The sequence below is a fragment of the Bacillus sp. z60-11 genome (genome assembly GCF_046464135.1).
GTDB classification, from domain to species: domain Bacteria; phylum Bacillota; class Bacilli; order Bacillales; family Bacillaceae; genus Bacillus; species Bacillus sonorensis_A.
Genome location: NZ_JBIYSN010000001.1, coordinates 1123678 through 1144083, shown reverse-complemented (window position 1 = coordinate 1144083; position 20406 = coordinate 1123678). Strand labels below are relative to the sequence as shown.

Annotated in this window: 12 protein-coding genes; 8 read left to right on the top strand and 4 right to left on the bottom strand. The window is 48.0% G+C overall.

Annotated elements, in window-relative coordinates:
• Positions 1-72: 72 nt before the first annotated feature.
• Positions 73-1644 carry an alkaline phosphatase family protein gene (locus ACINLD_RS05920; RefSeq protein WP_026587373.1) on the bottom strand — a complete coding sequence of 524 codons (1572 nt, stop codon included), beginning with the start codon at positions 1642-1644 and terminating at the stop codon, positions 73-75.
• A 206-nt stretch (positions 1645-1850) separates the two neighbouring features.
• On the opposite strand from ACINLD_RS05920, the gene ACINLD_RS05915 reads away from it, so the two are divergent.
• Positions 1851-3725 carry a hypothetical protein gene (locus ACINLD_RS05915; RefSeq protein ID WP_051290413.1) on the top strand — a complete coding sequence of 625 codons (1875 nt, stop codon included), beginning with the start codon at positions 1851-1853 and terminating at the stop codon, positions 3723-3725.
• A 30-nt stretch (positions 3726-3755) separates the two neighbouring features.
• Here the strand turns inward: ACINLD_RS05915 and ACINLD_RS05910 are convergent, their stop codons facing one another.
• Both ACINLD_RS05910 and ACINLD_RS05905 read right to left on the bottom strand, forming a co-directional pair.
• The gene (locus ACINLD_RS05910) at positions 3756-5387 is read right to left on the bottom strand and encodes a PhoX family protein (RefSeq protein ID WP_410206945.1); all 1632 of its coding nucleotides are present in this window, start codon (positions 5385-5387) and stop codon (positions 3756-3758) included.
• Positions 5388-5640: 253 nt separating this feature from the next.
• Entirely contained in the window at positions 5641-6543 is a 903-nt protein-coding gene (locus ACINLD_RS05905) for a LysR family transcriptional regulator (RefSeq protein WP_026587370.1), read from the bottom strand.
• 148 nt (positions 6544-6691) lie between these two features.
• Here ACINLD_RS05905 and gltB point away from each other — a divergent pair, with 148 nt between their 5' ends.
• From gltB to ACINLD_RS05870, 7 genes are all read left to right on the top strand, one after another.
• A complete protein-coding gene (gltB, locus tag ACINLD_RS05900) occupies positions 6692-11257 on the top strand; it encodes a glutamate synthase large subunit (RefSeq protein ID WP_077736662.1) in 4566 nt (1521 codons plus the stop codon).
• Between the two features lie 16 nt (positions 11258-11273).
• Positions 11274-12755: a glutamate synthase small subunit gene (gltD, locus tag ACINLD_RS05895; protein ID WP_026587368.1), complete on the top strand. Its 1482-nt coding sequence runs from the start codon at positions 11274-11276 to the stop codon at positions 12753-12755.
• Positions 12756-13255: 500 nt separating this feature from the next.
• Entirely contained in the window at positions 13256-14956 is a 1701-nt protein-coding gene (locus ACINLD_RS05890) for a DUF6044 family protein (protein ID WP_077736663.1), read from the top strand.
• A gap of 12 nt (positions 14957-14968) precedes the next feature.
• On the top strand, positions 14969-15985 hold the full coding sequence (locus ACINLD_RS05885; protein ID WP_077736664.1) for a glycosyltransferase family 2 protein: 1017 nt from the start codon (positions 14969-14971) through the stop codon (positions 15983-15985).
• 83 nt (positions 15986-16068) lie between these two features.
• Positions 16069-17322, top strand: a complete 1254-nt coding sequence (locus tag ACINLD_RS05880; protein WP_077736665.1) for an MFS transporter — start codon at positions 16069-16071, stop codon at positions 17320-17322.
• A gap of 13 nt (positions 17323-17335) precedes the next feature.
• Complete coding sequence (locus ACINLD_RS05875) at positions 17336-18442, top strand: mandelate racemase/muconate lactonizing enzyme family protein (RefSeq protein WP_077737221.1); 1107 nt, start codon at positions 17336-17338, stop codon at positions 18440-18442.
• A gap of 73 nt (positions 18443-18515) precedes the next feature.
• Positions 18516-19139, top strand: coding sequence for a YitT family protein (locus ACINLD_RS05870; protein ID WP_026587362.1), 624 nt, complete (start codon positions 18516-18518; stop codon positions 19137-19139).
• Positions 19140-19159: 20 nt separating this feature from the next.
• Here the strand turns inward: ACINLD_RS05870 and ACINLD_RS05865 are convergent, their stop codons facing one another.
• On the bottom strand, positions 19160-19924 hold the full coding sequence (locus ACINLD_RS05865) for a phosphosulfolactate synthase (RefSeq protein WP_026587361.1): 765 nt from the start codon (positions 19922-19924) through the stop codon (positions 19160-19162).
• Positions 19925-20406: the final 482 nt, after the last annotated feature.

The following is a 20406-nucleotide window of genomic DNA, read 5'->3' as shown; positions in this document are numbered from 1 at the left end:
AACAACAAAAAAATGTCAACGAAGAACCCCTGGACAAAAGAAAAAACCTGATCGCTTCAGGAACGAATCAGGCTATTCGGTCAATCGGATAAAAAACTCTTTTAAATCAACGTGACGAAGATGTTTCGGAGCTTCATCCGATCCGACAATGATCATCGGTGCCAGACTATCCATTTTATAGAGGGAGCCGTGTCCGCCTCCGCCGAGATGAAGAGGGGATTTTTCTGCGGCAAATTGATAACCCGGTTTCGCGTCGGCGACGACGTATCGGCCGCTGTGGGAGTGGAGGGCGCTGTAAAGACGGGCGAGGGCATCGGGGTAATCCCCGTAGCGGAGCATTCTCCCGTTCACTGAAAGATTTAATACAGAGAAGTCCCCGCCGATAGACCACGATTGTCCGTAAGAATCCGTATAGCGTCCACCCGGTCGGAAACGAAGCGGCTCTTTCGCCTGCTTTGAATCGGCATAGATCCAGCCGTTTTCTTTCCAAGCGGCAAAACCGATTCTTCCGTCTTTCTTCAATGTATTTACCGCTCCTTTAACCGGCATGCTTTGCTCGATACAATAAATAAATGCCATTCTGTCGTTGACGGCAAACATAAGCTGGTCTTGATTCCGCGGACCCTTTATATCGGCCGTCCTGTCATCAGCAAATACGGAATGGAGCCTGATGACGGCTTTATCTCTGTCTTTTCCGATCACCGTCTGGCCGCTGTCTCCCATGATCACCCACACCGCCTGCTGACAAGCTTCACTCCATGAATTATAAGTGCTTAACATCCGCTGAAGCTCTTCATCGATTTTTTCAAGGCCATTCATGTTGTTCGGGCCTTTTTGATGGGCAACACGGTCAAAATCGGGCAAATAAGCTACTGTCAACGCCGGAAGCTTGTGCTTTTTGATTAAATAAGAGACTTCCTGCGCCGTAAATTTGTCATTCACACCATACCTTTGCCAAATATGATGGTCGCGGTTCTCCGGATTCAGCTGGGCAAACCGGCCGAGCGAAAAGAGCGCCGGACCATTGATGCTCATCTTCTCCGGCATCAGCTTCAGCCGTTTAAGCGGCGGCGGAATGTTTAACTCGTGCCGGTGATTCCCGCGATAGATCAGCCCGTTTACAGAGGCCGACTGTTTTCCCTGTTTTTCTAAATCTTCATGGATCGTTGTCGTCTTCGTGCTTAAATGACGATGATTTAACGAATACATTCCGTCCTTGATCGTTTGCTTGAGACCGAGTGAGACCATCTCTTTTTTGTCGCTGCCGTAATTGACGAGACGCTTTTCCTTCTCGTTATACCAGACAAGCCCGGGCACATGGTGGATATGGGGATAGGTTCCTGTCAGTAAAGTGCTGTCAATCGACACAGACATCGTCGGATAGGCGCTCACGACTTCAGGCTCATAGCGGCCGTTTTCAAGAAAAAATTTCAGCGCTGGAGCGCGCCCTTCTTTGACCGCTTTTTTTAAAGGAACATCCATTAACGAATCGATGATCAGTACAATGACAGGCTTTTCGGCAGTTTTGACAACCGCTGTTTTTTCATTGGTCCGTCCCTGTTTTTCATCTCCGGTGTTAAGCCATATCATAAATATAATCAGTGCGCATAAGAAAACGGCAAACATCATGATGAACTTTTTCAAAACGGCTTCACTCCTTTCCCCTAAAGCGTTACTGAACACATATTTTCCCAGGTGGACGCCCCTTTTATAACTGGAAATAGGTTCTACATTATTTCCGGCCTTTTTAACGATCATTTTTTTAAATGGGGGAAATCTAATCATTTAAAAGGAGGATAAAAGTGAAAAAACGAAAATGGCTGACCGCTTTAGCTATCATAGCGGTTTTTATGGTGAGTGCTTTTATCGCCATGCGATATTTTGAACCTGAATATGCTTACACGCCGCCGAAAGAAAAAGTCGTCGCAAAAGAAAGCCGGATGAACGGATACGATATTTGGGGGACGTTCGTTTCAAATGAAGAGGCGGACAACATCCGATCTCGTGATGGGGCGGTGAAGGTCGATGATCAGCTGCTGGATTTGGGACGGAAAACATTTTATCAAGAAACGTTCGGTAATGAGGTTTTTTTGACGGACATCCTCGGGCTCCTTGACGGACCGATCACAGTTGCGAATATGACAAAAGCTATCGCGGCGTTAAAAGGGAAAGGGACGACCAACTTGCGGGTCGAGCTGGCCAAAACGGTGAAAATCGGGGATGAAACGTTTAAAAAAGGGGAGAAGATCGACACCGGAATCGATGTGGCAAAAGGAGCCTATGCACCCCTCGGCATGCCTGTCAAATATGCCGGAGGAAAAGCAAAAGTCGGCATCAGCTGTGCCGCCTGCCACGCCACGACAGACCCGAAAACGAAGAAGGTGATGGAAGGGGTGACGAATCCCGATTTAAACACCGGACTGATGCTCGCGCTGGCGACGAATTCAGCAGCTTATTTCACACATGCTGAAGTCAAAAGCATTCAGCAATACATTCATCATGATAGCCCTGTGATGACCCATGCAAACGGAAAAAAAGAGCGCCTTCCCGATCCCGATCAGCTTGAAGCGGCAGTTGATCAAGTATTTCTGAAATGGCCGAAAGGCTACTTCGATTCAACAATCGATATGAAAAGCAATCCGACCCAAATACCGGACGCTTTTACACTTGGGGATCATCCTTACAGCTGGAGCGGGGCCGCCATGGTCGGTCCGTTCAAAGGCTTAAGCGCGTTCAGCAATAATGTGCATGCGCAAAATTCGGACAGCCTTTCACAGTCTCCGGGAAGCCGGGCTCTGTTTGGTATGAGTGAAGACGTTTATCTCGGAACCATTCTTCAGCGTGCCGCAGATAGAAAATACCGGTATCATCCAGCAAAAGGTGAGACACCTGCCGCCTTTTTCAAAAAGAATGACCCTACGCCAGGTGTTCCAGGCGTCAATCAAATGGTGAAACCGCCGGGTTTTCCGAAAATCTCGCTGGCTGCGCCGGATGGCGTACATGTCGGCTCACCGGGCAGGAAAGCGAACGAAGAAAACAATGCGGTATCCGCTTGGCAAAACACGCTGCAACCGCCAAATCCGCCGACAAAAGCCGACAGTCAATCGATCAAGCGGGGAAGGGACGTTTTTGCCAAAGCGGGCTGCATTTCTTGCCATGCAGGACGCTATTTGACAAACAACAAGGTCGTCTCCGTCAAAGAAATCGGCACTGAGCCGACAAGAGCGCAATCGTTTAAAAAAACGGAAAAACTATTCGGCGAAAGCCTCATCTATGCGCCGGACACAAAGCTGCCGATCAGCGGCAAGGCGAAAGTGCTGAAGGTGCCGACAAACAAATTTGATCAGGAGCAAATCAAACTGGCGTGGGCTAAGGATGGCTCATCCGGAGGCTACAAAGTTCCGAGTTTGATCGGACTTTATTGGAGTGCGCCGTATTTACACGACGGAGGCGCCGCGGTTGGACGTTCGCTTGACGAAGCCGGCATCCCCGAAACCGTAGCCAAAGGGAAACCGGCCGATCCCTACAACAGCCTCTTGTCATTGATCGACAGGGATGTAAGAAAGCGCGTCGTCAAAAGCAATCAAGCATCACGCGATTTACAAACCGTCAGAGTGACAGGACAAGGGCATGAGTTTTGGGTCGATCGAAAAAGCGGCTTTTCCGAAAAGGAACAAAAAGCTTTAATCGATTATTTGTTCAGTCTTGATATGCCGAAAAAATAAAGCCGCCAATACGCGGCTTTATTCCTCATATTAAAATCCGGTAATCGCGACAACGCTAGGCCGCGGCATGTGATCGCCTTTGCGGTGGGGCCACATGCTTGTCGGACTGGCAAGGTCTGCGGTTTCTTCACCTGGGTGCTGTACTGACAGAAACAGCGCTTTTTCATCCGGTGTAAAGCATGGACCGGTTAATTCGGCTTCAACAGGTGCCGAAGCGAATTGGAATGCTTCGCCTTCCCGGTTGCCGGCAGTCGGAATGACAAATACGCCGTTGTTCCCAAAAGTCTTCCAGATGGCCGTGTTGATGCTGCTGCTGGAAATGTCTGTTACAGTCCACAGATTTCCGTCCTCATCGAATGTCAAGTTGTCAGGCGCGCTGAAGCCGCTTTGAATGCCGCCAGCGGCAAAGATTGCGAATTGGAACTCCAATGACCCGTGGTCATCATCTTTTTCATAAAATCTCGTAATATGGCCGTGAAAGTTGCCATGCCGGTCATTGTTCGTATGGGCGATAAAAATCGTCCCGTCAAAAGGGCTGATTTCGACATCTTCAGGGCGGTCGGTCGGTGTTCCGCCGAGCAAAATCGCCGCCTCGTGGCAATGGACGAGTACGTCTGCCTGTGTTTTGAACTTTTCAAGCAGTGTGCTGTTTCCCGCGGCTTTTTTCCGGACGGCTTCAATCGTTAGCGGCACCCATTGGCCTTTGGCGAAGTTTGCTGCATATAATGTACCTTCTTGCAGCAGTGCTGTGTTCTTTTTTCCGGCCCTATGATCGTACTTTCCTTTGCTGATGAACTTGTAGACGCACGCGTCTTTTTTATCATCACCCATATATACGACGACACGGCCGTCTTTTGCAAGCCCCATGCACGTATTTTCATGGTTGAATCGGCCAAGTGCCGTATGCTTGCGAATTTGGAAATCGGCGTTGAACGGATCGACCTCAACGACCCAGCCGTAGTGTGTTTGGTCAAGGCTTGCAGCCTTCGCCGTCGATTCAAAGTTTTCTTCACAGGTCAGCACTGTATTCCACAATGTCCGTCCCCCTGAACAATTGGCAAACGTTCCTTGGACCTTCACCGCACCGCCGACAGCAGCGCTTCCTTTTGCAGGGCCTGTTAAATCAATCGGTGTCAGCCCAGTAACGCGGCGGGCATATTTGGAAGACGGATCCATTTTCCAGCGGCCTTTTTCCCTGTACACCTCAATAACAGAACCGCCTTGATTATAGAGCAATGCCTCGGTTTTTTCCGCTGTATAGCCGTTTTCGACCGTTTGTCCGAAGAGGAACAGCTCTGAAATATACTCATGATTAACCCATAAAAGTCCGCGGTCTTTTTTGTTTTCCATCGGGAAATAAAGCGTGTAGTCATTGTTATAGCCAAAAGTCTCGCCTTTTTGGTTGATCTTGTCGCCGTATGAAGCGATGACATCGTAGCGGTATCCTTTCGGCAGCACCAGCTCGTCGTTTGTCGAAGGTTCGATCGGTGTAAATTTTAAAGGGCCGTATTTCGGTTTTTTAAATTTGCCCGGCTGATGGAACATTCCTTTTGCTTCAGCGGCTTTCACCAGTCCGTCAAGCCCAGACCCGGCCGCAGCCAAAGCGGCAGTGCCTGTGCCGAGATAAGTTAAAAATTTGCGGCGGTTGATGACAGGGGACATATGTAAACACCTCATTCATATGGATTTGATTTTATCGTAAAGGAAAAATATTAAGTTTCATTTAAGCTTGTATGAAGTGTTTGAAAATTAGGCATGATCACGTTCATTTCGGCATAGACATATCAGATGTGGCCATATATAGAAGAAATTTCCCTGATTAATCATCAGAAAATTCCGTCTCTTTATGCCGGTTATGATATAATGAAATCAGCCAAGCTTATCGCCTGGCTGATCTCATTATATGGCCATCCTTTTATTGATACTGCTGAAGCCGCGAGAAAAACTTCTTCACAGACTGATAAAAATCTTTTGCAGAAGGGGACAGCTCTCTGTTTTTTGGAGTAATGATGCCGACGGTTCGCTTAACTTGAGGATAGTCGATCGGAATCTTTTTCGTAAACCGGGGAGTGGTCTCATTAAAGGCGGTTTCCGGCAAAAGCGTAACCCCCATTTCAGCAGATACAAGCCCTTTGATCGCATCCAAGTCTTCACCCTCCGAAGAGATTTTCGGTGTAAACCCCACTTGTTTGCATGCATCAACAGCCATCTTGCGCAGGATGAATCCATCCGGAAACAGGACATAATTATCGTTTCTCAGATCACCCAAATGAAGGCTTTTTTGCCCTGAAAGCGGATGGTTGACCGGAACGAGGGCAAAAAGGCTTTCTGTGAACAAAATATCTCCTTTAATCTCAGGATTGTTCGTCGGAACAGGGCCGAGAAAAGCCAAATCGATATCCCTGTTTTTCACCGCTTCTATTAAAAATTTATAGGAACCCTGTCTTAAAAGAAAAGCGACGTTTGGGTGCTCCTCTTTAAACGCGGAAATAACGGTCGGAAGAAACTGGCTCGCAAGGCTTGTCGGAAAGCCGATTTTCACCGTCCCTCTGTTAGGATCCAAGTATTCATCGATTTGTTCTTTTGCAAAATCGATCGCTTTCATCGCCGTTTTAATGTGATCTAAAAACTGCCTTCCGATCGGAGTCAGTTTGACATTGCGGCCTTCGCGCTCAAACAAATCGACGCCGAGCTCTTCTTCCAGATTGGCGATCTGCCTGCTGATCGCCGATTGGGCGACATGAAGGTGCATGGCCGCTTCCGATACGTGCTCTCTTTCTGCAACTTCCATAAAGTAATGCAATTGGCGTAATTCCATCGTTGTTTCACCTGCTCATCTCAAAATGAGATAGTTTTAATCTAAATTATATATTGTTTGTATAGATTTGAAAACCTACAATAGGATTAGAGTTTGTAAGATTTTATGACCGGGGATAAACGGGAAAAAAGAACGGGGGAGAGGAACTATGACTTATAATCAACTACCAAAGGCACAAGGTCTCTACCGTCCTGAATTTGAACATGATGCATGCGGAATCGGCCTTTACGCTAATCTAAAGGGCCTTCCGACTCATGATATTGTCAAAAAAGGATTGCAAATGCTTTGTCAATTGGACCACCGGGGCGGTCAGGGCAGTGACCCGCATACCGGAGACGGAGCAGGGATCATGATGCAGATTCCTGACGCTTTTTTCAAAAAAGTTTGCTCTGATTTTCACTTGCCTGAGAAAGGGCGCTATGGCGTCGGTATGGTGTTTTTTTCAAAAGATGACGCTGAGCGCGCCGAAATCGAAGCGCGTATGAATGAGCTGATTGAACAAGAGGGACAGTCAGTGCTCGGCTGGCGAACTGTGCCAATAAATGTCGGAAAAATCGGAACAGTCGCACAGGAAAGCGCACCTGTCGTCCGTCAGGTCTTTATCGGTGCGAGTGAACAGATCAAAGACAATTTGGCCTTTGAGCGCAAGTTGTACGTCATCCGCAAACAAGCGGAAAACTGGGCGCGCGAACGAGAAAAGTCATTTTATGTTGTCAGCCTGTCCAGCAACACGATCGTCTATAAAGGACTGCTTACACCCGAGCAGGTTGACGCCTTTTATGAAGATCTTCAGGATGAGGATTTCGTTTCAGCTTTCGCTCTTGTTCATTCCCGTTTCAGCACAAACACGTTCCCGAGCTGGGAGCGGGCTCACCCGAACCGCTATCTCATCCACAACGGCGAGATCAATACGCTGCGCGGCAATATGAACTGGATGAAAGCGAGGGAACAGCAGTTTGTCTCAGAAGCATTCGGGGAGGATCTGCCGAAAGTTCTGCCGATTCTTGATGAAAACGGAAGCGACTCTTCAATATTGGATAACGCTTTTGAATTTTTCGTCCTGGCTGGTCGAAAACCGGCTCATGCTGCGATGATGCTCATTCCGGAACCATGGAACGAAAACCCTTATATGTCGAAAGAAAAGAAAGCATTCTATGAATATCACAGCTCTTTAATGGAGCCGTGGGACGGCCCGACAGCGATCTCATTTACAAACGGCAAGCAGATCGGAGCCATTCTTGACCGGAACGGACTCAGACCGGCCCGCTATTATGTGACAAAAGACGACTACATCATTTTTTCGTCTGAAGTTGGCGTCATTGATGTCGAACAGGAAAATGTTTTATATAAAGACCGCCTCGACCCGGGAAAAATGCTCCTGGTGGACCTTGAAGAAGGCCGGATCATCTCAGATGAAGAGGTCAAATCCGAAATCGCCGGCGAATTTCCTTACCAGGAATGGCTCAATAACGAGCTTGTCCATGTCGCAAATGACCTTCAGGAATCTGAAGAAAAGCCGGTGCCAGACCTTTTAACGCGGCAAAAAGCGTTCGGCTACACGTATGAGGATATCCATAAATATTTGCTTCCTGTCATTACCGAAGGAAAAGATCCGCTCGGCTCAATGGGCCATGATGTGCCTCTGGCGGTTTTATCAGACCGGCCGCAATCGCTGTTCAATTACTTTAAGCAGCTGTTTGCCCAGGTTACCAATCCGCCGATTGACGCGATCCGCGAGCAGATCGTCACATCAACCTTGACATGGCTCGGAGCGGAAGGGAACATTCTTCATCCGAATGAAAGCAGCTGCCGCAGAATCAAATTGTATACGCCGGTGCTGACAAACGCTCAGTTCAACTCTCTAAGAGGGCTTGTCCATCAGAACTTTAAAAGCAAAACGATTCACACGCTTTTTACGGATAACTTGAAAAGCGGACTTGAAGATATGTTTAAAGAGGCCGACAGAGCGATTGCTGCAGGCGTCACATTGCTTATATTGTCAGACCGCAAGATGGACCCGGAAAACACGCCGATTCCTTCGCTTCTTGCCGTAAGCGCGCTTCATCAATATTTGGTCCGCGGAGGAAAACGGACGAAGGTCAGCATCATCGCCCAATCAGGGGAAGCGAGAGAAGTCCACCATTTCGCCGCATTGATCGGCTATGGTGCGGATGCTATCCATCCGTATCTCGCATATGCGACTTACAAGCAGGCGATTGAGGACGGCGCTCTTTCCATCAGCTATGAAGAAGCGGTGACCAAATACAGCAAAAGCGTAACCGAAGGCGTCGTCAAAGTGATGTCAAAAATGGGGATTTCGACTGTCCAAAGCTATCGCGGCGCACAAATTTTCGAAGCCGTCGGCATCGATAGAGATGTGATTGACCGCTACTTTACAGGAACGGCGTCACAGCTTGGCGGAATCGGCCTTGATACGATCGCCGAAGAGGCGAAGCGCCGCCACCGTGAAGCGTATCAAGACACATTCAGTGAAACGCTTGATTCCGGAAGCGATTTTCAGTGGAGAAAAGGCGGCGAACATCACGCCTTCAATCCAAAAACGATTCATACGCTGCAATGGGCGTGCCGTAAAGGCGATTACAGCCTGTTCAAGCAATATTCAAAAGCGGCGGATGAAGAAAGGATCGGCTTTTTGCGAAACCTCTTTGCATTTGATGAAACGCGGAAGCCGCTGCCACTTGAAGAGGTCGAACCTGTTGAATCGATTGTACGCCGTTTTAAAACGGGTGCGATGTCGTTCGGCTCTTTAAGCAAGGAGGCGCATGAAGCGCTGGCGATCGCCATGAACCGCTTAGGCGGAAAAAGCAACAGCGGGGAAGGCGGAGAAGATCCGAAGCGGTTTATTCCAGATGCCAACGGAGATAATCGCCGAAGCGCTATCAAGCAGATCGCATCCGGCCGTTTCGGTGTCAAAAGCCACTACCTTGTCAATGCTGATGAGCTGCAAATCAAAATGGCCCAAGGTGCAAAACCAGGTGAGGGCGGACAGCTCCCTGGAAACAAAGTGTATCCGTGGGTAGCCGATGTCCGTGGATCAACGCCGGGCGTAGGCTTGATTTCACCGCCGCCGCACCATGACATCTACTCGATTGAAGACTTGGCACAGCTGATCCATGATTTGAAAAACGCCAACCGCGATGCCCGCATCAGTGTCAAGCTTGTCGCAAAAGCAGGCGTCGGCACGATCGCTGCCGGTGTGGCCAAAGCAACGGCCGATGTCATCGTCATCAGCGGATATGACGGCGGAACCGGGGCATCTCCGAAAACGAGCATCAAGCATACCGGCCTTCCTTGGGAGCTCGGTCTTGCTGAAGCACATCAAACCTTGATGCTGAACGGTTTGCGCGAACGTGTGGTACTGGAAACAGACGGAAAATTAATGACGGGCAAAGACGTCGTCATGGCCGCCCTTTTAGGAGCCGAAGAGTTCGGATTCGCCACAGCGCCGCTCGTCGTCCTCGGCTGCGTCATGATGAGAGCCTGCCATTTGGATACATGCCCTGTCGGGGTGGCGACGCAAAACCCTGAACTGCGCAAGAAATTTATGGGGGATCCTGACCATATCGTCAATTATATGCGCTTTGTCGCTGAAGAAGTGCGCGAACTGATGGCTCAGCTCGGTTTCAAAACGGTTGATGAAATGGTGGGGCGCACAGATGTCCTTCGTGTCAGCGAACGCGCCAAAGCGCACTGGAAAGCGGGACAGCTCGATTTATCGAACCTGCTCTATCAGCCGAAAGGGGCTCGCACATTCAGGACGCCGCAAAATCACAACATCGATCAATCGCTTGATATCACCGCTATTTTGCCGGCAGTTCAAACAGCGATTGAAAACAGCACTCCGGCCGAGGCATCATTTGAGATTCGCAATATCAACCGTGTAACAGGCGCTGTCACCGGAAGCGAGATTTCAAAACGCTACGGTGAAGCGGGGCTGCCTGACGACACGATCAAATTGCACTTTACAGGCTCGGCGGGCCAAAGCTTTGGCGCGTTTGTGCCGAAGGGGATGTCGCTTTACTTGACGGGGGATGCCAACGATTATATCGGCAAAGGCTTGTCAGGCGGAAAAATCGCCGTTACAGCTCCTGAAGACTTCAATCCTGCTTTCCGCGACAATGTGATCGTCGGAAATGTCGCCTTCTACGGAGCGACAAGCGGTGAAGCGTATATTAACGGACTCGCCGGAGAGCGATTTGCCGTCAGAAACAGCGGGGTAAAGGTTGTGGTCGAAGGAATCGGAGACCATGGATGCGAGTATATGACAGGAGGGCGTGTCGTCGTTCTGGGGGATGTCGGCAAAAACTTTGCCGCAGGAATGTCCGGCGGAATCGCCTATGTCTATACGGAAAACAAAAAGGCCTTTAAACGAAAATGCAACCATGAAATGATCGAATTTGAATCGCTTGAAGCGCCGCAAGAAAAAGAAGAGCTGAAGGCCATGATCGAAAATCATTACCGCTACACTGAGAGCACGAAAGCAGCTTCCATTCTGGACGATTGGGAGGGAGCGATATCCCAGTTTGTGAAAGTGATTCCGAAAGACTTCAAGCAAATGATGGAACGGATTAAAGAACAAAAAGAAGCCGGCTTATCAGACGAAGAAGCGATGATGTACGCATTTGAAGCCGGAACAAAGCAAAAGATTCAAACCTCTGCGGCTGCCTCTTCCAAAGAAGCAGTGGCACAGTAAGAAAGGGGAGGGGAAAATGGGCAAAGCAACAGGATTTATGGAATTCAAGCGGGAAAAGCCTGCTGAACGCGATCCTCTCACACGGATAAACGATTGGAACGAATATTCGTCTCCATTTTCTGAGGAAGTCTCAAAGAGACAGGGAGCGCGCTGCATGGACTGCGGCACTCCCTTCTGCCAAATCGGCATGGATATCAGCGGATATACGTCAGGATGTCCGATTCATAATCTGATTCCTGAATGGAATGATCTCGTCTATCGGGGAAGATGGAAAGAAGCGCTTGAACGCCTCCTGAAAACGAACAATTTTCCTGAATTTACGGGACGCGTTTGTCCGGCACCATGTGAAGGCTCTTGTACGGTCGCGATTTCCGATCCGGCCGTATCCATCAAAGGGATTGAACGGACCATTATTGATAAAGGCTTTGAAAACGGATGGATCAAGCCGCGGATACCGAAAAAGCGGACCGGCAAGAAAATTGCGATCGTCGGATCGGGTCCGGCAGGACTCGCAAGCGCCGACCAGCTTAATCAGGCCGGGCATTCCGTTACCGTTTATGAACGCGCCGACCGTCCGGGCGGCCTCTTAACATACGGCATTCCGAATATGAAACTCGAAAAAAGCGTCGTTGAGCGCCGCATCAAATTGTTGACGCAAGAAGGCATCGATTTTGTCACCAACACGGAGATCGGAAAAGACATCACAGCCGAAGAGCTCAAAAGTAAGTATGATGCGGTCATCCTCTGCACGGGAGCACAAAAGCAGCGCGACCTCGTCATTGAAGGCCGCGAAGCAAAAGGCGTGCACTTTGCGATGGATTATTTGACAGACACAATCAAGAGCATGCTTGATTCAAATTTCAAAGATAAACAATTCATCAATACGAAAAACAAAGATGTCATCGTCATCGGCGGCGGAGACACGGGAGCCGACTGCGTTGCGACGGCAATGCGCCAAAAGGCGCGGAGCGTTGTTCAATTCGGCAAGCACCCGAAGCTTCCTGATACAAGAACGGCTGAAAACATGTGGCCGGAACAGCCGCACGTCTATGCGCTCGACTATGCGTATGAAGAAGCGGAAGCAAAATTCGGACGCGATCCGAGAGAATACTGCATTCAGACGAAAAAACTGGTTGCCGACAAAAACGGTCATCTAAAAGAGCTGCACACGATTCAAATGAAAAAAGTGAAAAATGAACAAGGCAAGTTCGAGTTTCACGAAATTCCGGGAACGGAAAAAGTCTGGCCGGCTCAATTTGTTTTCATCGCCATCGGCTTTGAAGGTACAGATCAGCCGCTCTTGGAGCAGTTCGGTGTCAAAGCGGTCAGAAACAAAGTAGACGCAGCATACGGGGAGTATAAAACAAATGTCGAGGGAGTCTTTGCGGCAGGGGATGCGAGAAGGGGCCAAAGCTTAATCGTTTGGGCCATTCATGAAGGACGCGAAGTCGCCCGGGAGGTTGACAAGTATTTGATGGGTAGTTCTGTACTGCCGTAAAAACAAAGGGGATCTATGATAGATGACGGCCTGGCTCATGAACCTGATTGCAGGATCATGGGCCAGGCTTTTTTAGTGCGAAAATCCGGAGTTGTTTTTACAATTTCGGCCAAGGAAAATTACATTTGTACGTACTCTATTTTATGTAAATTCGCATAGCCTAAAGTATTCAATACCCGTTAAAGGAGGCTATGATGGTGGAGGCAGTGAACTATGACTTCGAGCATGGCTTTGAAGAGCAAAGACAACAGCCTTATTCATACTCTTACCCATACCCGCGCCCGTTCTTTCCATACCCATATTTTTATTTCCCATTTCCTTTCCCTTATTATCCTTACTATCCATTCTATCCTTGGTAAAAACGAGGGCTTTCCGGCAGAATCGGAAAGCCTAATTTTGATTTTCATGCATGTTTCAATCCTGCTGAAGCAATAATAAAATGGCAGCGCCCCAAATATTTCTTCTCTTGGAACAAGAAAAAAGATGGATGTGTTGTTTTTATGTTGTTATTTGCCAAAAAGCTCAGCCGGGAAAAAGCGGTTCTCTTGATCGCTTTTACCGTCATCTTATTGTATGTTTTGCCTCTTTACATATTAAATGAAAACGCCCATATCCGTGTACACGACAATCTTGATTCCAATATCGCCTGGTATAAAGTGCTGGCGGAAAGCGGGCAGATGCTCGGCGGTGTGAAGGCCGTCATTCCGCAAATCATCAACGGCCTGCCCCGCGATGCGTATGGAACGGAATGGAGCGGGATTGTCTGGCTTCATGCGTTGTTTCCGCCGATGACGGCATATGCATTAAGCCAAACATTGACAAGGGTTTTCGCCTTCATCGGCATGTATCTGCTGTTGAAAGTTCATGTGATTCGCAACGAAAAAGCGTATCTGATCATGATCGGCGTCTCCCTCGCATTTGCCCTGACGCCCTTTTGGCCTTCAGGCATGCTCAGCACGCTCGGACATCCCCTTGCCTTATGGGCATTTTTAAATATCAGGGCGGGGACTTTTTCCTGGAAAGAGTGGCTGACTCTTGCGCTTTTGCCGCTTTATTCAAGCTTTGTGCTCGGCTTTTTCTTTTTTCTTGCCGCAGTATCCATTCTTTGGCTTTACGACGCATTTACAAAACGCGACTGGAACCTTCCTTTTTTGGGCAGCATCGCGCTGATGACGGGGATTTTTCTCGCGATTGAATACCGGCTCGTTTATTCGGTTTTCGCCTCGGGCGAAACGATGCACCGCGTCGAATTTATTTCATCAAGACACGACATCCTGCATTCTTTCCGTCTGTCTTTTAAAAATTTTGCTCTCGGCCATAACCATGTCATGACCGTACATACAGCCGTGATCCTGCCTGTGATTCTTTTGACGTTCATGATCGTGGTCGGCAGAGCAAAACAAATGCGCGCGAGGGAAGAAAAACTGTTCATTTTTTTGACGATTTTAAACTACGCCCTGTCTTTATGGTATGCGTTTTGGTTCAACAAGCTTTGGGCTGTCCCGAAGGAAAAAATCAGCTTTTTGTCGGCATTCAATTTTGCCCGCTTTCATTTTTTGCGGCCGCTTGTGATCTATGTGAGCTTTGCGGTCGCTTGCTGGATCTTATGGCGCATGGGAAAGAGATGGCGGCGGTTTGTCGGCGCTGCGCTTCTTGCCCAGCTGATCGTTCTCATTCCATTCAATGAAGAATTTACTTACGGGGCTTACCGCCATTCGCCTTCCTTCCGGGAATTTTATGCGTCTGAACAATTTAAAGAAATCAAACAGTTTATCGGCCGGCCTGAGCGTTCATATCGGGTAGCGAGCATCGGACTGCATCCGGCGATCGCCCAATATAACGGCTTTTACACGCTTGATACGTATGCCAATATTTATCCGCTGAAATATAAATATCAATTTCGGAAAATCATCGACAAAGAGCTTGAGAAAAATCCCGTCTTAAAGCGCTATTTTGATGAATGGGGGAGCCGCTGCTATCTGTTTGTTGATGAGCTGGGAAAACATTATGCCTTTAAAAAAGATTCCAAGAAAAAAATCACCAATCTGGAGCTGAACACTGAAGCTTTTAAAGAAATGGGCGGACAGTACATTTTTTCAGCCGTTCCGATTGTAAACGCCGAAGAAAACAAGCTCGCATTGTTAAAGCGGTTCAGCCATCCACAGTCCGCCTGGAACATCTATTTATATGAAGCAAAATAGGAGGGAAGCCCATTGAATCTGACACAGCCATTATTAACGATCGTTGTTCCTTGCTATAACGAAGAGGCGGTTTTTTTGGAAACCGCCAAACAGCTGACATCGGTATTGCAAGATCTGACCGAAGACAAACTGGTTTCAGCCGACAGCAAAATCTTATTTGTCGACGACGGATCAACAGACAGGACCTGGGCGCTGATCGCCATGGAAAGCACAAAAAACCACTATGTGACAGGCTTAAAGCTTGCCCGCAATGCAGGGCACCAAAAAGCGCTTTTAGCTGGGCTGGATAAAGCGAAGTATAAATCGGACTGCGTCATTTCCATCGATGCCGATCTTCAGGATGATATCGGCGCAATCCGCGAGTTTATGGAAAAGTATCATGAAGGATATGAAATCGTCTACGGTGTGCGCCGGAGCCGCAAGACTGACACGCTTTTCAAACGGACAACAGCGGCGTGGTTTTACCGCTTGATGAACAAGCTTGGCATCCAATTAATCGACAATCACGCTGATTTTCGGCTGATGAATAAAAGGGCGCTCGAAGAGCTCAGCCGATATGCTGAAGCCAATGTCTTTTTGCGCGGCCTTGTGCCGCTGATCGGGCTTCGCTCGGCCAAAGTGCTCTATGACCGTAAAGAGCGTCTTGCAGGAGAGACAAAATATCCGCTGAAAAAAATGCTTTCTTTTGCTTTTCACGGTATTACCTCTTTTAGTGTGGCTCCGATCCGATTTTTTACGTTCATCGGCTTTTTCTTATTTTTCCTAAGCGGCATCACCGGCATCTATGCGATCATTCAAAAGCTCCTCGGGTACACGAATGCCGGATGGGCGTCATTGATGATCTCGATCTGGTTTTTAGGAGGCTTGCAGCTGATGGGAATCGGTATCATCGGTGAATATATCGGGACGATCTTCACTGAAGTGAAAAGGCGGCCGAGGTATGCGGTCGATGTTGATTTGTACACCGACAGGCTGGGGCGCCTGGAACGGCTTGAATCTGAAAACATTCACGGGACAAAGCTCAGTTAAAGGCGGATGCTGGTAGGAATAGCATCCGTTCCTTGCGGACAATCTAATCTATAATCAAGTACAAGGAAGGATGTTTCAAGCTTATGGCAGAAAAACAAACCTCGGGCCTGACCGTTGTGGCCATCGGTTCGATTCCGCTGATTATGACATTGGGAAATTCAATGTTGATTCCGGTTTTGCCGAAAATGAAATCTGAACTCGATTTGTCGCAATTTCAAGTCAGCCTCGTGATCACCGTGTTTTCCATTACGGCGGCCCTTTTTATTCCGCTTCTCGGATACTTGGCAGACCGTTTTTCTCGGAAAGTGATTATTATTCCGTCCCTGTTTCTTTACGGGGCGGGGGGCATTCTCGCAGGATTTGCCGCAACGGCATTTTCCAATGCATTTCCATGGGTGCTTGTCGGCAGAGGACTGCAGGGACTCGGTGCAGCCGGGACGGCGCCGATCGCGATGGCGCTCACAGGAGACCTTTTTAAAGGATCTGATGAAAGCAGGGTGCTTGGACTTGTCGAAGCCTCAAACGGTTTTGGAAAAGTGCTGTCGCCCATCATAGGCTCTCTGATCGCATTGATCGCTTGGTTCTGGGTTTTTTTTGCTTTTCCGGCTTTTTGCATCGCGCCCATCGTTCTGAGCTGGATATTTATTAAAGAAAAGGATAAAAAGAAAGAGCCTCCGCCTTTCGGAAAATATGTCAAAGGCTTAGTCAGTGTTTTTAAACACGAAGGCAAATGGCTGGTGACGGCATATTTGGCGGGTGCTGTCTGCCTGTTTACATTGTTCGGGATTCTCTTTTATTTATCTGACATTTTGGAAAAAGAATATCATACAGACGGGGTCAAAAAAGGTCTGATTTTAGCAATTCCACTGCTCGTCATGTGTACGACTTCCTACATAACAGGCAGTAAAATCGGACAAAATCAAAAGCTCATGAAAAAAATGATCGTGATCGGACTCGCATTTATTACAGTTTCATATGGCACACTGTCATTTTTTTCCGCGCTTATACCCTTTATCTCGATTCTGGTCATCAGCAGCATCGGCACAGGATTTGTCCTGCCTTGCGTTAACAGTTTTATCACTGGTGCAGTCGGCAAAGAAAGGCGCGGGTTTGTGACATCGCTTTACCACTCGGTTCGGTTTTTAGGAGTGGCCATCGGTCCGCCGATTTTCGGAAGGCTGATGGAGTGGTCAAAAATCGGTATGTTCATGACGATTGCCGGACTGACATTCGTCGTCGGCATCCTTGTATTAACAATGATTCACGTCAAAAATGAAGACAAGACGAAAAAAGGGGAGAAGGGGCGGAAAGGACTCCGCCCCGCTGATGCACGGTGAAAGGAAAAAAAACATGCGCATTGAAAGGGTAGATACATTCCCGCTTTTTTATCGGCTTTCTGAACCTTATGGGGATGCCAATGGCTACAAACATTACAGAACATGCTATTTGCTTCGCGTGACAACCGCATCAGGACTGACGGGGTGGGGGGAGTGTGTTGACTTTCTGCCGCTGGTGGATGCGGGCTTTAAGAAACGGATCATTCCTTATTTAATTGGAAAACAGGCGACGGACCGCTTGAAGATAACCGCTGTCATTAGAAAGTGGCATCAGCGGGCAGCTGCCGCCGTCAGCATGGCGTTAACAGAAATTACGGCAAAAAAAGCCGGACTATCCATATGTGATATATGGGGAGGAAAGTTGAGAGAGCGCATACCGGTCTATGCGTCGTTTCAATCGTATTCGGACAGGCCAGACTGGATCAGCCATTCGCTTCAGTCCGTTGAGAAAAAAGTCCAGGAAGGGTTTGACACCGTCAAGTTGAAGGTGGGAGGAAGATCGTTTTCTGAAGATGCGGCACATCTCGATGCCTTTCAAGAGCTGTCGGAGGAAACGATCCGCTTTATCATCGATGCCAACCAGAGCTATGACTTGGCGGCCGCCCGCAGGTGGGAGCACCGGCTTGCAGCATGGCGCAATCTGCTTTGGTTTGAAGAGCCTATGCCGTTTGATGACCTTGCTGAATATCGCATGCTTCGCTTGAGTTCTGCTTTTCCGATTGCAGGGGGAGAAAACATGAAAGGGGCCAAACAGTTTCTGCCCCTCCTTCTTGAACATGCCGTCGATATCATACAGCCCGACTATGTTCACGGATATGGAACAGACGACTTTCAGAGCGCGCTTAAGCTCGCCCGGCATTTTGGAAGGCGGGTTTCCCCGCACAGCTTTGATGGTGCGCTGTCAAGATTGTATGCCGCTTTCGGGCAAGCCTGTCTGTCCCCTTGGTCAAAAATGGATGGAGAAGATATTGAACCGCTCGAATGGGACGTCATGGAAAATCCGTTCACAAAGATCGTCGATATTCAACTAAAGGACGGATATCTACAGGTGCCTGATAAGATCGAAGTCGATACAGACCTGATCAAAGCGTACCTGTGGGACGGGACAAACTATGGCTGATGCGGAATATTTTTCTTTTCCCCTTTCATATAGTAAACAGAGGACAAGTTCATTTAAAGGGGATTTCATCCATATGGGAAGAAAATTGAAAATTGTATATGCCTGTTGTTTAGGAAGCGTTTTGCAGGGACTCGGTATGGCGCTCTTTTTATTTCCAAACCACATTCCATCCGGAGGGGCGGCCGGGATTGCCGTGCTCCTTAACTTTTGGTTCCAGGTTCCACACGGGTTAACCGTCTGGGCCGTCAACATTTCCCTGCTTCTGACGGCTGTCAGGTGGCTTGAGCCGGTTACGGTCATCGGAACGATGGGAGCCATCACGATGACGTCCGTATCCGTGCAGATTTTCGAAACAATGATGCCTGTCATGACGACAAACAACATTTGGCTTGACTTATTTTACGGTGCCGTCCTTTTGGGTGCAGGCGTCGGATTATTATATAAATACAATATTTCCAACGGGGGATTCGGTGCCTTAGCCTTGATGATTTCAATTTACAGGGGAGGAAAGCCCGGTACGACTTTATTTTTCATGAACGCTTTTATTTTTCTCTTCACGGCTTCCGTTATCGCTTGGGGCATCGTCATCCAGGCGTTGGTCTGCCAATGGATTTCAACCAAGATCATCGATGCTATTTACCAAATTCGCTTGCGCCCGTTGTTGATGCCCCTATATGGCTATCGCAACAAAAAATAGGTCCGCTTGTTTAGCGAACCCTATTCAAACAAATAAAATGTATCTGAGCGAAGACCAAGCCTCAAAGTTTCCAGCGGGATCGCGTCTTGAAACGGAATGTTGGCCATATTGACATCAGGTCCGATTTTTTCAATAAAACACGTTTGCATCTTTTTATTCGGCGCTTCAAATATTAAATCGTCCGGCTTGATCCCCGACCGGAGGATTTCCTCAATCAGCTGTGAGCGCATTTCCCCGTCGCTTTTGCACAGTCCGCTTGTTCCGCCTTCTCTCGTTTCCGTGATGACTTTTTCCGCCCCGGCTTCAAGATCTTCGAGAATGTAGTCAATCCATTCCGAGGACTCTTGCTCGTTGCTGATCGCACTGTCTTTGGAGCCGACCTCGCTGAACACATGAAACTCCTTGGCAAAGTCGGAGATAAAGCTCGCTTTCTCTTTGTTGGACAGGCGGATCGTCCCATTTGAGATTTCCACATACTGACACCCGTATGTTTTGCAATAGCGATAGTAGTCTTCGATTTTATCCTGGCATAAAAACTTCTCGAACAATGTCCCGCCAAAAAAGAATTGGACATCATTTTGCTTGAGGCAATCGATTTTTTCCTCCAAATATTTTGTGATTAATGACGTACCCCAGCCAAATTTCACAAAATCTATATAATCGGCTGCTCCATTTACCGTGTCCTTAAAAAAATTTAAAGGAACTCCGTTGTCAATGAGGATGGTGATCCCTTTTGTTCTCGGTTTAAAATGCCTCTCAGGCAGTTTCAGTTCAGATGAAATCATGATGACCCCTCACAATCTTTAACTGTATCTTTCACACCTTGGAAAAATGCCTTTTTACCATCATGTCGCTGCCGTTCTAAAAGATACATCTGTTCTGCGTTTTCTCCTGCGATCTCCTGAGCCAGGAGTCAACCTGTTCACCTCCTTTAGCGGACAGCATGGTTGAATCAGCAAAAACCCGGATTTCAAAAGCAGCTGCTGACAAGCCTTTACGTATGGGTATTCATCCATATTGTGAAGTCAAATTAAGTATATTCGCCGTCCTTTTATAAGGTTCCACTCAAAGGGGGGATCATTCGTGAATACGGCAAAAAGGGATTGGTGACAGTTTTGCGAACGCGACAAAAATTTCACCGATTTTTCACATTCAAGATTATTTCAATATATTAAATAGACTGCTAGCGATTCTGGATGAAAAATGAAAACAGCCAATATATAAGAATCATCGGGCAAAATTCCATCCTCTTAATATCTCAGAATAA

Excerpts from the sequence above, each read along its gene's own strand:
- ACINLD_RS05915 (WP_051290413.1), top strand. The coding sequence starts at position 1,851 with ATGGTGAGTGCTTTTATCGCCATGCGATATTTTGAACCTGAATATGCT.
- ACINLD_RS05910 (WP_410206945.1), bottom strand. The coding sequence starts at position 5,387 with ATGTCCCCTGTCATCAACCGCCGCAAATTTTTAACTTATCTCGGCACA.
- ACINLD_RS05905 (WP_026587370.1), bottom strand. The coding sequence starts at position 6,543 with ATGGAATTACGCCAATTGCATTACTTTATGGAAGTTGCAGAAAGAGAG.
- gltB (WP_077736662.1), top strand. The coding sequence starts at position 6,692 with ATGACTTATAATCAACTACCAAAGGCACAAGGTCTCTACCGTCCTGAA.
- gltD (WP_026587368.1), top strand. The coding sequence starts at position 11,274 with ATGGGCAAAGCAACAGGATTTATGGAATTCAAGCGGGAAAAGCCTGCT.
- ACINLD_RS05890 (WP_077736663.1), top strand. The coding sequence starts at position 13,256 with ATGTTGTTATTTGCCAAAAAGCTCAGCCGGGAAAAAGCGGTTCTCTTG.
- ACINLD_RS05880 (WP_077736665.1), top strand. The coding sequence starts at position 16,069 with ATGGCAGAAAAACAAACCTCGGGCCTGACCGTTGTGGCCATCGGTTCG.
- ACINLD_RS05875 (WP_077737221.1), top strand. The coding sequence starts at position 17,336 with ATGCGCATTGAAAGGGTAGATACATTCCCGCTTTTTTATCGGCTTTCT.
- ACINLD_RS05870 (WP_026587362.1), top strand. The coding sequence starts at position 18,516 with ATGGGAAGAAAATTGAAAATTGTATATGCCTGTTGTTTAGGAAGCGTT.
- ACINLD_RS05865 (WP_026587361.1), bottom strand. The coding sequence starts at position 19,924 with ATGATTTCATCTGAACTGAAACTGCCTGAGAGGCATTTTAAACCGAGA.